This window comes from Stenotrophomonas sp. (assembly GCF_032066555.1).
In the GTDB taxonomy this organism is placed as follows: domain Bacteria; phylum Pseudomonadota; class Gammaproteobacteria; order Xanthomonadales; family Xanthomonadaceae; genus Stenotrophomonas.
On the sequence record NZ_DAMBKV010000017.1, the window covers coordinates 21,583 to 33,259 of the forward strand.

9 protein-coding genes are annotated in these 11,677 nt (G+C 64.0%); 7 read left to right on the forward strand and 2 right to left on the reverse strand.

What is annotated here, in order from left to right:
• Positions 1-72: 72 nt before the first annotated feature.
• Positions 73-1,287 (reverse strand): glycine C-acetyltransferase, encoded by a 1,215-nt coding sequence (gene kbl / locus RT131_RS15985; protein ID WP_313173773.1) that lies wholly within the window; start codon positions 1,285-1,287, stop codon positions 73-75.
• 161 nt (positions 1,288-1,448) lie between these two features.
• Here kbl and RT131_RS15990 point away from each other — a divergent pair, with 161 nt between their 5' ends.
• The 6 genes from RT131_RS15990 to RT131_RS16015 all read left to right on the forward strand — a co-directional run bounded on the left by RT131_RS15990 (position 1,449) and on the right by RT131_RS16015 (position 7,634).
• Positions 1,449-2,876, forward strand: coding sequence for a porin (locus tag RT131_RS15990; RefSeq protein WP_313173774.1), 1,428 nt, complete (start codon positions 1,449-1,451; stop codon positions 2,874-2,876).
• A 12-nt stretch (positions 2,877-2,888) separates the two neighbouring features.
• Entirely contained in the window at positions 2,889-3,911 is a 1,023-nt protein-coding gene (locus RT131_RS15995) for a sulfate ABC transporter substrate-binding protein (RefSeq protein ID WP_313173775.1), read from the forward strand.
• A 36-nt stretch (positions 3,912-3,947) separates the two neighbouring features.
• On the forward strand, positions 3,948-4,772 hold the full coding sequence (gene cysT, locus RT131_RS16000; protein ID WP_313173776.1) for a sulfate ABC transporter permease subunit CysT: 825 nt from the start codon (positions 3,948-3,950) through the stop codon (positions 4,770-4,772).
• Positions 4,769-5,710: a sulfate ABC transporter permease subunit CysW gene (gene cysW / locus RT131_RS16005; protein WP_313173777.1), complete on the forward strand. Its 942-nt coding sequence runs from the start codon at positions 4,769-4,771 to the stop codon at positions 5,708-5,710. Before cysT ends, cysW begins: the two co-directional genes overlap by 4 nt.
• Positions 5,711-5,717: 7 nt before the next feature.
• A complete protein-coding gene (locus RT131_RS16010; RefSeq protein WP_313173778.1) occupies positions 5,718-6,761 on the forward strand; it encodes a sulfate/molybdate ABC transporter ATP-binding protein in 1,044 nt (347 codons plus the stop codon).
• Positions 6,762-6,881: 120 nt separating this feature from the next.
• Complete coding sequence (locus RT131_RS16015) at positions 6,882-7,634, forward strand: TorF family putative porin (RefSeq protein ID WP_313173779.1); 753 nt, start codon at positions 6,882-6,884, stop codon at positions 7,632-7,634.
• 133 nt (positions 7,635-7,767) lie between these two features.
• Here RT131_RS16015 and tdh read toward each other — a convergent pair whose 3' ends face one another.
• Positions 7,768-8,802 (reverse strand): L-threonine 3-dehydrogenase, encoded by a 1,035-nt coding sequence (tdh, locus tag RT131_RS16020; protein ID WP_313173780.1) that lies wholly within the window; start codon positions 8,800-8,802, stop codon positions 7,768-7,770.
• A 135-nt stretch (positions 8,803-8,937) separates the two neighbouring features.
• Between tdh and RT131_RS16025 the strand changes: the two genes are divergently transcribed.
• Complete coding sequence (locus RT131_RS16025; protein WP_313173781.1) at positions 8,938-11,103, forward strand: S46 family peptidase; 2,166 nt, start codon at positions 8,938-8,940, stop codon at positions 11,101-11,103.
• Positions 11,104-11,677 lie beyond the last annotated feature (574 nt).

Genomic DNA, 11,677 nt, shown 5'->3' on the forward strand with positions numbered 1-11,677 from the left:
GGCTCGGCACTACAGGAAAAAAACAGGCGCCCTTGGGCGCCTGTTTTGCCTTCAGACCAAGGGCAGAAACACTCAGCCCTTGATCACGCCGAGCTCCAGGCCAATCCGGGTGAAAGCATCGATCGCGCGGTCCAGATGGGCGCGGCTGTGTGCAGCGCTGATCTGGGTGCGGATACGGGCCTGGCCCTTGGGCACCACCGGGAAGAAGAAGCCAATGGCGTAGATACCTTCTTCCAGCAGGCGCTGGGCGAACTTCTGCGCCAGCGGTGCGTCGTACAGCATCACCGGGCTGATCGGGTGCACGCCCGGCTTCACGTCGAAGCCGGCAGCGGTCATCTTCTCGCGGAAGTAGGCAGTGTTCTCGCGCAGCGTGGCACGCAGGTCATCGGCGGCGGCCAGCATCTCGAACGCCTTGATGCCGGCGGCCACCACATGCGGTGGCAACGAGTTGGAGAACAGGTAGGGACGCGAACGCTGGCGCAGCAGTTCAATGACCTCGGCGCTGGCGCAGGTGAAGCCGCCCAGTGCGCCGCCCATGGCCTTGCCCAGGGTGCCGGTGATGATGTCAATCTTGTCCAGTACGCCCTTCACTTCGGCCGAGCCGCGGCCGGTCGCGCCAAGGAAGCCGGTGGCGTGGCATTCGTCGATGTGCACCAGCGCGTTGTACTTCTTCGCCAACGCGGTGATTTCATCAAGCGGGGCGATGAAGCCGTCCATCGAGAACACGCCGTCGGTGGTGATCAGCTTGGTCTTGCAGCCGGCCGCATCGGCGGCCTGCAGCTGCGCTTCCAGGTCGGCCATGTCGCAGTTGGCATAGCGGAAGCGCTTGGCCTTGCACAGGCGCACGCCATCGATGATGGAGGCGTGGTTGAGCGCGTCGGAGATGATCGCGTCGTTCTCGCCCAGCAGCGGCTCGAACAGGCCGCCATTGGCATCGAAGCAGGCGGCGTAGAGGATGGTGTCGTCCTTGCCGAAGAAGTCGGCAATCTGCTTCTCCAACTGCTTGTGCAGGTCCTGGGTGCCGCAGATGAAGCGCACCGAGGCCATGCCGAAACCATGCGTGTCCAGCGCGTCCTTGGCGGCCTGGATCAGCTCCGGGTGGTCGGCCAGGCCCAGGTAGTTGTTGGCACAGAAGTTCAGCACCGTGCGGCCGTCGTCCAGGGTGATCTCGGCCGACTGCGGGCTGGTGATGATGCGTTCGGACTTGAACAGCCCCTGCGCGCGGATGGCGTCCAGTTCCTCGGCGTAGTGCCGGGTCAGCGGGGAGATGTTCGCGGTGTCGGTCATGGCAGGGTCTTGCGGTCAAGTGGAACGCTAATTTTAGCCTTCCCTGTGCCTCGGCGCTGTCGTCATGCGCAAAGGCTATAAGCGCGGCGGCCTAAGTCATTTCTCGGTAGTGGGTGTGCACCCGCAGCATCGTCTGCACACCCACCCACCAGGAGACGCCGATGACCGCCACACGCCCCCCATTCACCCTGCCGACCAGGAAGCTGTTGTCCCTCAGCCTGGCCCTGGCGGCGTGTGGGGCGGGGTCATCGGCGCAGGCGCAGCAACTGACCGTGGAGCAACTGCAGGAGCGCCTGCAACGACTGGAGCGTTTGGCCGGTGTCAGTGATGGCGCGACCGAAGGCGTAGGCCTGGCTGATCTGGACCAGCGTCTGCGCATCCTCGAACGTCGCTTGGAGCTGGCGGAAGAAGAACGCGTTGCCGCCGCCAAAAGCGCGCCGAAGATCGCCATCGACCAGAAGGGCGCCTCGTTCAAATCGGGCGACGGCAACTACGAGTTGAAACTACGCGGCCTGCTGCAGGGCGATGCCCGCGTGTTCCTGGGCAGTGATGCCAACCAGAACGACACCTTCCTGCTGCGCACCGCACGGCCCACCCTGGAAGGTTCGCTGGGCAAGCTGGTGGCGTACCGCTTTACCCCGGAGTTCGCCGGTGACAGCGCCAGCATCGTCGACGCCTATGCCGATCTGCGTTTCGATCCTGCGTACACGGTACGCGTCGGCAAGTTCACCTCGCCGGTCGGTCTGGAACGGCTGCAGTCATCCTCGGCACTGGTCGATGTGGAGCGCGCGCTGGCCAGCGAACTGGCGCCGAACCGCGACCTCGGTGTACAGCTGCAGGGCGAACTGGCCAAGGGCAAATTCAGCTATGCGCTGGGCGTGTTCAACGGCACCGTCGATGGCCGCGATGCGGTCACCAGCAATCCGGATGACGACTTCGAATATGCGGGACGCGTGTTCTTCGAGCCGCTCAAGGGCAGCAACAGCGCTTGGGCGGGCCTGGGCTTCGGCCTGGGTGCAAGCAGCGGTGAAAAGCATGGCAGCGGCAACAACTATCTGCCGCGCTATCGCACGCCAGGACAGGCCACGTTCTTTGCTTACCGCAGTGCGGTGGTTGCCGATGGCGAGCACCGCCGTTGGTCGCCGCAGGGCTGGTTCTATCGCAATGGACTGGGCCTGCAGGCCGAGTACATCGCCTCGGAACAGGAGGTGGCGCGCAATGGCATCCGCAAGCGGCTGGACAACCGAGGCTGGCAGGCCACCGCCAGCTATGTGCTGACCGGTGAAGATGCCAGCTATCGCGGCGTCACGCCTTCGCGCCCGTTTGGCAACAACGGTGGCCATGGCGCGGTGGAGCTGACTGCACGCTACGGCGAACTGCAGATCGATGATGCGGCGTTCCCGTTCTATGCCGACCCGACGGTGTCGGCTTCGCAGGTCCGCTCGTGGACGGTGGGCGCCAACTGGTACCTGACCGCCAACCTCAAGCTGGCGACCAATTACCTGCACAGCAGTTTTGACGCGGCTTCCGCTGGCGCGAAGTTGCCTGATGAAAAAGCTGTTTTCTCGCGCCTGCAAGTTTCCTTCTGACGGAGAGCCCTGATGACACATTCCTATCTTTCACGCCTTGCTACCGCAGCATTGGCGTTCGCCCTGACCTTGAGTGCAGGCGCCGCGTTTGCACGCGATGTGCAGCTGCTCAATGTTTCCTATGACCCGACCCGCGAGCTGTACCGCGATTTCAACGCCGCCTTCGCCAAGCACTGGAAGGAAACCAAGGGCGACAACGTCACCATCGAAACCTCGCACGGCGGCTCCGGCAAGCAGGCGCGCACGGTGATCGATGGCATTGAAGCCGATGTGGTCACGCTGGCGCTGGCCTATGACGTGGACGCCATCGCCGACAAGGCCAAACTGTTGCCAGCCAACTGGGAAAGCCGCCTGCCGGACAACAGTGCGCCGTATACCTCGACGATCGTGTTCCTGGTGCGCAAGGGCAATCCCAAGGGCATCCGCGATTGGCCGGACCTGCTGCGCAGCGGTGTATCGGTGGTGACGCCGAACCCGAAGACCTCCGGCGGCGCGCGTTGGAATTACCTGGCGGCGTGGGCCTATGGCGACCACATCTTCAAGGGTGATCGCGAGAAGGTGTTGAACTACATGCGCGCGCTGTTCCGCAATGTACCGGTGCTCGATACCGGTGCACGCGGGGCGACGACTACCTTTGTCCAGCGCGGTATTGGTGATGTGTTGCTGGCCTGGGAGAACGAAGCCTTCCTTGCCCAGGAAGAACTGGGCCCGGACAAGTTCGAGATCGTGGTGCCCAAGCTGTCGATCCTGGCCGAACCGTCGGTAGCGCTGCTGGATCGCAACGTCGACCGCCATGGCACCCGCGAGGTCGCCCAGGCCTATCTGCAATACCTGTACTCGCCGGAAGGCCAGCGCATCGCCGCACGCCACTACTACCGCCCGCGTTCGCCGCAATACGCGGCACCAGCTGACGTGGCGCGCTTCCCACAGGTGCAGCTGGTCACCATCCGCAGTGCCTTCGGCTCGTGGGGCAGGGCGCAGGCTGAGCACTTCGCCGATGGCGGTGTCTTCGATCAGATCCAGGCGAGCAAGTAGACCGTGTCAGCAACAGCGCAAACACTGCAGCCGCGTGTGCGAAGCCAACGCCGGGTACTCCCCGGCTTTGGTCTTGGTATGGGCATCACCTTGTTCTGGCTGGGATTGATCGTATTGATCCCATTGCTGGGCGTGTTCCTGAAAGCCGCGGGGCTGGGCCTGGGCGGGATCTGGCAGATATGGACCGAACCGCGTGTGCTGGCCGCGTTGCGGCTGAGCTTTGGCACCGCGTTCGCGGCAGCGGCGTTCAATACGCTGATGGGCACCCTGGTCGCATGGGTATTCGTTCGCTACAGCTTCCCCGGGCGGCGCCTGTTCGATGCCATGATCGATCTGCCGTTTGCCTTGCCGACCGCCGTGGCCGGCATCGCCTTGACTGCGTTGTATGGCGGCCAGGGCTGGATAGGGCAATGGCTGGAGCCATTGGGCATCAAGGTGGCTTACACGCCGTTGGGCATCGTGGTGGCCCTGGTGTTTGTTGGCCTGCCCTTCGTGGTGCGCATCGTGCAGCCGGTATTGGCTGAGGCCGAGCGCGAGTTCGAGGAGGCCTCGGCCACGCTCGGGGCCACACGCTTGCAGACCATCGTGCGAGTGGTGTTGCCAAGCCTGTGGCCGGCGATGCTGACCGGCTTTGCCTTGGCTTTCGCGCGTGGCGTGGGTGAGTACGGCTCGGTGATCTTCATCGCCGGCAACATGCCGAGCGTCACCGAGATCGCGCCGCTGCTGATCACCATCCGTCTTGAGGAGTTCGACTACGCAGGTGCCACCGCCATCGCCGGGGCGATGCTGTTGCTGTCGTTCGTGTTGCTGTTGCTGGTAAATACCTTGCAGGCCCGGCTGCAGCGCAGGGGGATGCGATGAACGAATGGGTGTCGGACTTGCCGGTGGCAATCGCGCGTGATGAGCGGGTGGCCAAGCCGCAGCAGGTGACCAGCGAGCCGCGCTGGGTGCAGGTGCTGCTGATCCTGGGCGCGTTGGGTTTTTTGCTGTCCTTCCTGCTGCTGCCGCTGGTGCTGGTATTCGTCGAGGCGCTGCGTGGCGGTGTGCTGGCGTTCTGGAACGCGATCAGTGATCCGGATGCACTTTCCGCGATACGCCTGACCTTGTTGGTGACAGCAATAGTCGTGCCGTTGAACCTGATTTTCGGTGTGGCGGCGGCATGGGTGGTGAGCAAGCACAGCTTTCCGGGCAAACGTTGGCTGGTGACCTTGATCGACCTGCCGTTCTCGGTATCGCCGGTGGTTGCGGGTCTGGTCTTCATCCTGCTGTTCGGTCGCGATGGTTGGTTCTGGCCGTTGATCGAGGACGGGCTGCGCCTGCACCTGCCGGTGCTGGGCGAAACCCTGCTGCAGCTGCCACGCATCGTGTTCGCGATCCCGGGCATCGTGCTGGCCACGGTGTTCGTCACCTTTCCCTTCATCGCCCGCGAACTGATGCCCTTGATGGAGCAGCAGGGCAGTGATGAGGAACTGGCAGCGCTGACCCTGGGCGCCAATGCCTGGCAGATGTTCTGGAAGGTGACCTTGCCAAACATCCGTTGGGGCCTGTTGTACGGCGTGCTGTTGTGCAGCGCGCGGGCGATGGGTGAATTCGGCGCGGTGTCGGTGGTGTCCGGGCATATCCGCGGCCGCACCAATACGCTGCCGCTGCACGTGGAGATTCTCTACAACGAATACGCCTACAGCGCTGCGTTTGCCTGCGCATCACTGCTGGCTGCCACCGCCTTGCTGACGCTGGTGGTGAAATCTTTCCTGGAATGGCGCCATGGTCAGTCACTGGCCGCCGCACACCGTCATTGAGGTCGCAATGAACATCCGCATACACAACCTGGGCAAGCAGTACGGCACGTTCCCCGCGCTCGACGGGGTGAGCCTGGATATCCGCAGTGGCGAGTTGCTGGCCTTGCTGGGGCCCTCCGGCTCGGGCAAGACCACGTTGCTGCGTGCACTTGCCGGGCTGGAACATCCCGAGCGTGGTGAGATCCTGTTCGATGGCGAAGACGCAACCGGCCTGAGCGTGCAGGCGCGCCGCGCCGGTTTCGTGTTCCAGCATTACGCCTTGTTCAAGCACCTGGACGTGCGCCGCAATATCGCCTTCGGGCTGGAGGTACGCCGCGGCGCCGAACGTTGGCCGAAGGCGCGCATCGACGCCAAGGTCGATGAGCTGCTGGCGCTGGTACAACTCGACGGGCTGGGCGGGCGCTACCCGGCGCAGCTGTCCGGTGGGCAACGGCAGCGCGTGGCGCTGGCCCGCGCGCTGGCGATCGAACCGCGCGTGCTGCTGCTGGATGAACCCTTCGGCGCGCTGGATGCCCAGGTACGCCGCGACCTGCGGCGCTGGCTGCGCGAACTGCATGACCGCACCGGGCTGACCACGGTGTTCGTCACCCACGATCAGGAAGAGGCGCTGGAACTGGCTGACCGTGTCGCCATTCTCAATCGTGGCCGCATCGAGCAGGTGGGTACGCCGGGCGAGGTGTACGACCAACCGGCGTCCCCGTTCGTGTATGGGTTTGTCGGCGAGGCCAACCGGTTGCCGGCGCGCGCGCAGGGGCAGACCCTGGAAGTGGCCGGAGCACAGTGGCCGCGCACGCTGCCGGTGCCGGAAGGCGAGGCACTGGAGGTATTCGTACGCCCGGAGGATCTGCTGGTCGCGGCCGATGGCCACTGGCAGGCGACGGTGGGGCTGGTGCAGCGCAGTGGCCCGCGCCAGCGCCTGCGCGCACGCCTGGATGGCATAGCAACCGAGCTGGAGGTGGAGTTGCCGCCAGGAGCGCCGGCTTATGCGACGGGACAGTCAATCCGACTCGCTACCCGTCGCTATGGAATCTTTCCACTGGCAGGCGGCTGAATAGGGCAGGGGCGGGGTAACGGGGTGAAATAGATGTTGCATCGCAATATACTTGCGGTTAAATATTTGTGAATCGGGTTCTGTCTGATCCCGATACCCCCACTTCCTGGAGAGATCTGCATGATGCACAACAAGCGTCTTGTCGCCGTGGCCTGTGCCGCCCTGTTGTCCGTTCCGTTTGCCGTCAGTGCCCAGGAGAGTGAGGAATCCACCTCTCCGTTCAGCGCCAGCTTCGGCGTGACCACCGACTACGTGTTCCGTGGCGTGTCGCAGACCGACAACGGCCCGGCGTTCCAGGCCGGCGCCAACTACACCGCGCCGTTTGGTCTGTACGTGGGCGTGTGGGGCTCGAATGTCGATTTCGGCGATGGCGGCCCGAACTTCGAAGTCGATTACAACATCGGTTGGAGCAAGGACCTGAGCGACAGCTGGAACCTGGACCTGGGTGTGAACCGTTACACCTATGAAGGCGCCTCCAGCGGTTACGGCGACATCGACTACAACGAGTACCTGGCCAAGGTAACCTGGAGTGGCCCAGTGACCGTCAGCGGCCTGCTCGGCTACGCCAACGACTACAGCAACACCGGTGCCAAGCAGACCTACAGCGCGCTGGAGGCCAGCTACGACATCGGTGACAGCGGCTTCTCGATCGGCGCTTCGGCCGGTTACACCACGATCAAGGAAAAGGCCAACGAGTGGCCGCGTCGTGCCGATTACTACGATGGCTCGATCTCGGTGTCCAAGGCCTTTGGCCCGGCGACCGCCACCCTGGGCTACTACGACACCTTCGGTTCGGATGCCTCGCTGCTGCGCCGCGAGTCGGACACCTACAAGCCGGGTGTCGTGTTCACCGTGTCGGTGGACGTGCCCTGATCCAAGCATGATGCGTAAAGAAAAAGGCGCCGAAAGGCGCCTTTTTCCGTAGTGCCGACCCATGGTCGGCAGCGGGGCATTACCGGTAACGCCAATGCCGACCATGGGTCGGCACTACCGATTCCGCCTGGGCTCAATTCCAGCTCAGCACGACCTTGCCGGCCTTGCCCTGTTCCATCAGGTCGAAACCTTCCTGGAAACGGTCCACCGGCAGCTGGTGGGTCATCACCTTGCCCAGCGGGAAACCGCTCAGCACCAACTGGGTCATCTTGTACCAGGTCTCGTACATCTTGCGGCCATAGATGCCCTGCACGGTCAGGCCCTTGAAGATGATCTTGTCCCAATCGCAACCCGCGCCCTTGGGCATGATGCCGAGCATGGCGATCTTGCCGCCGTGGTACATGCAGTCGAGCATGTCGTTGAAGGCGCGCGGGTTGCCACTCATTTCCAGGCCCACATCGAAGCCTTCCATGTGCAGCTCGGCCATCACGTCCTTCAGCGACTGGTTGGCGACGTTGACCACGCGGGTGGCGCCCATGTCGGCGGCCAGCTTCAGGCGGAAATCATTGACGTCGGTGACCACCACGTTGCGCGCACCGATGTGCTTGCAGATGCCGGCGGCAATGATGCCGATCGGGCCGGCGCCGGTGATCAGCACGTCCTCGCCGATCACGTCGAACTCCAGCGCGCAATGCGCGGCATTGCCGTAGGGGTCGAAGAATGCAGCCAGTTCGGAGGGGATCTGGTCCGGGATCGGCCACAGGTTGGTGGCCGGCATCACCATGTACTCGGCGAAGGCGCCATTGACGTTGACGCCGATGCCGACGGTGTTCGGGCACAGGTGCTGGCGGCCGCCACGGCAGTTGCGGCAATGGCCGCAGACGATGTGGCCTTCGGCCGAGACGCGCTGGCCGATTTCATAGCCGGTCACGCCCGGGCCGATCTCGGCGATGCGGCCGACGAACTCGTGGCCGATGGTCAGGCCCGGCTTGATGGTGCGCTGGCTCCACTCGTCCCACAGGTAGATATGCAGGTCGGTGCCGCAGATGGCGGTTTTTTCGAGCTTGATCAGCACCTGGTTCGGACCGGGCGTCGGCACCGGCACCTCTTCCATCCAGATGCCCTTGGTCGCTTCGCGCTTTACCAGCGCCTTCATCGTCTGTGCCATTGCAGGGGACCGCAGTGTGTGGAAAGAGGGCGATTATAAGCTTTCAGCCGTAACCGCCCGGTACTGACCGATGGCAGGGGAGGATGACAGTTGCAACGGCTACAATCGGCGCTTCCAAACTTTCGGAATAGCGTAATGCGCGTGAATTTTCTTGCGTTTTCCATCCTTGCTGGCCTGGGCCTGGCGCAGACCGCGCACGCCGCTGAAGGCATGTGGGTGCCGCAGCAGCTGCCGGAGATTGCCGGTCCGCTGAAGCAGGCAGGGTTGAAGCTGGACCCGCAGCAGTTGGCCAACCTGACCGGCGACCCGATGGGCGCGGTGGTTGCGCTGGGCGGCTGCACCGCCAGCTTCGTTTCGCCGCAGGGCCTGGTGGTGACCAACCACCATTGCGCCTACGGCTCGATCCAGCTGAACTCCACTGCCGAGAAGAACCTGATCAAGGACGGCTTCAACGCGCCGACCCTGAAAGACGAACTGAGCGCCGGCCCGAATGCCCGCATCTACGTGCTGGACGACATCACCGATGTCACCGCACAGGCCAAGGCGGCCATCGCTGGCGCCGGCAACGACCCGCTCAAGCGCACCCAGGCGCTGGAAGCCTTCGAGAAGCAGGCCATCGCCGCCTGTGAAACCGACGACGCCTACAGCTGCACCCTGTACAGCTTCTCCGGCGGCAACACCTACCGCCTGTTCAAGAACATGGAAATCAAGGACGTGCGCCTGGCCTATGCGCCCCCGGGCAGCGTCGGCAAGTTCGGCGGTGACGTCGACAACTGGATGTGGCCGCGCCACACCGGCGATTTCTCGTTCTACCGCGCCTATGTCGGCAAGGACGGCAAGCCGGCCGCCTTCGCCGCCGACAACGTGCCGTACCAGCCCAAGCATTGGCTGAAGCTGGCCAACCAGCCGCTGGGCGAGGGTGATTTCGTGATGGTCGCCGGTTATCCGGGCCGCACCGATCGCTATGCGCTGGTCAGCGAGTTCGAGAACACCGCTACCTGGACCTACCCGTCGATCGCCAAGGCCTACAAGGACCAGATCGCGATGGTCGAAGCGGCCAGCAAGGACAACCCGGACATCGCGGTCAAGTACGCCGCCAACATGGCCAGCTGGAACAACACCAGCAAGAACTACGACGGCCAGCTGGACGGCTTCAAGCGCAACAACGTGCTCGGCCAGAAGCAGGCTGCGGAAACCGCGGTGCTGGAATGGCTGCGGGGCCAGGGCGCTGCCGGCAAGCCGGCGCTGGATGCGTTCGCACAGCTGCAGACGCTGGGCCAGCAGTCGCGCATGAACCAGGCGCGTGACCTGAACCTGGCCATGCTCAACCGCACCGGCACCCTCGGCACTGCCGTGCGGCTGTACCGCCTGGCCATTGAAAAGGCCAAGCCGGACGCGCAGCGCGAAGAGGGTTACCAGGAACGCGATCTGCCGGCCATCGAAGGCGGCCTGAAGCAGATGGACCGCCGCTACGTGCCGGCCATGGACCGTCAGTTCCAGCAGTACTGGCTGCAGCAGTACGTGCAGTTGCCTGCCGGCCAGCACCTGTCGGCGTTCGACAAGTGGATCGGTGGCGTTGATGCCAAGGCGGTCGAAGCCACCGTTGCACGTCTGGACGGCTCCAGGCTGGGCAGCCTGGACGAGCGCCTGAAGTGGTTCGGTGCCGACAAGGCTGCGTTCGAGGCCAGCAATGACCCGGCCATCCAGTACGCGGTGGCGGTGATGCCGGCACTGCTGGAGCTGGAGCACCAGCGCAAGCTGCGCATGGGCGAGGAGCTGGTGGCACGTCCGCTGTTCCTGCAGGCCATTGCCGATTACAAGAAGACCAAGGGTGAGTTCGTTTATCCGGACGCCAACCTGTCGCTGCGCATCACCTTCGGCAACGTGAAGGGTTACACCGGCCTGGACGGCAAGGTGCAGCCGGCCTTCACCGATCTGGAAGGCATCGTCGCCAAGGAAACCGGCAAGGACCCGTTCGACTCGCCGCAGGCGCTGATCGATGCGGTCAAGGCCAAGCGTTACGGCGGCTTCGAGGACAAGCGTATCGGCAGCGTGCCGGTGAACTTCCTCTCCGACCTGGACATCACCGGCGGCAACTCCGGCTCGCCGGTGCTGGACGCGCACGGCCGCCTGGTTGGCCTGGCGTTTGACGGCATCTGGGAATCGGTCGCCAGCAACTGGGTGTTCGACCCGGTGATGACCCGCATGATCTCGGTCGACGAGCGTTACATGCGCTGGATCATGCAGGAAGTGGCACCGGCGCCGCAGCTGCTGAAGGAAATGGACGCCGCCTCGAAGTAAGTTCGAGTTGCGTGGTTCAAGTAAAAGCCCGGACGGGAAACCGTCCGGGCTTTTGTTTGTGCGCAGCACACAGCGTTGTAGGAGCGGCGTAAGCCGCGAAGTCGATAGCATCGAAACTAGCGGAGTGCGCGCAATCTGACGGATCAGGTGCTTCGCGGCTTACGCCGCTCCTACATTTGGCGGTACCGGTAACGCCTCTGCCGAGCATGGCTCGGCACTACGCTCTTGCCCCCTCCCTTTCGCGCAGCGAAGGGGGAGGGCCGGGGAGGGGTGAGCTTTTGGCCGCCTGATGGAGCCGAGGCTCGGCACTACGTTTCTGCCCCCTCCCTTTCGCACAGCGAAGGGGAGGGTTGGGGAGGGGGGAGCTTTTGGCTGGTTGATGGGGTCGAGGCCTGGCGACTGTAGTGCCGAGCCATGCTCGGCAAGGGCTCTACCGGCAAAGCCCCTGCCGAGCATGGCTCTGCACTACGTTTCTGCCCCCTCCCTTTCGCGCAGCGAAGGGGAGGGTTGGGGAGGAGTGAGCTTTTGGCTGGTTGATGGGGTCGAGGCCTGGCGACTGTAGTGCCGAGCCATG

What these genes read in the sequence shown, in the direction of transcription:
- kbl (WP_313173773.1), bottom strand. Translation starts at nt 1,287, where the DNA reads ATGACCGACACCGCGAACATCTCCCCGCTGACCCGGCACTACGCCGAG.
- RT131_RS15990 (WP_313173774.1), top strand. Translation starts at nt 1,449, where the DNA reads ATGACCGCCACACGCCCCCCATTCACCCTGCCGACCAGGAAGCTGTTG.
- RT131_RS15995 (WP_313173775.1), top strand. Translation starts at nt 2,889, where the DNA reads ATGACACATTCCTATCTTTCACGCCTTGCTACCGCAGCATTGGCGTTC.
- cysW (WP_313173777.1), top strand. Translation starts at nt 4,769, where the DNA reads ATGAACGAATGGGTGTCGGACTTGCCGGTGGCAATCGCGCGTGATGAG.
- RT131_RS16010 (WP_313173778.1), top strand. Translation starts at nt 5,718, where the DNA reads ATGAACATCCGCATACACAACCTGGGCAAGCAGTACGGCACGTTCCCC.
- RT131_RS16015 (WP_313173779.1), top strand. Translation starts at nt 6,882, where the DNA reads ATGATGCACAACAAGCGTCTTGTCGCCGTGGCCTGTGCCGCCCTGTTG.
- tdh (WP_313173780.1), bottom strand. Translation starts at nt 8,802, where the DNA reads ATGGCACAGACGATGAAGGCGCTGGTAAAGCGCGAAGCGACCAAGGGC.
- RT131_RS16025 (WP_313173781.1), top strand. Translation starts at nt 8,938, where the DNA reads ATGCGCGTGAATTTTCTTGCGTTTTCCATCCTTGCTGGCCTGGGCCTG.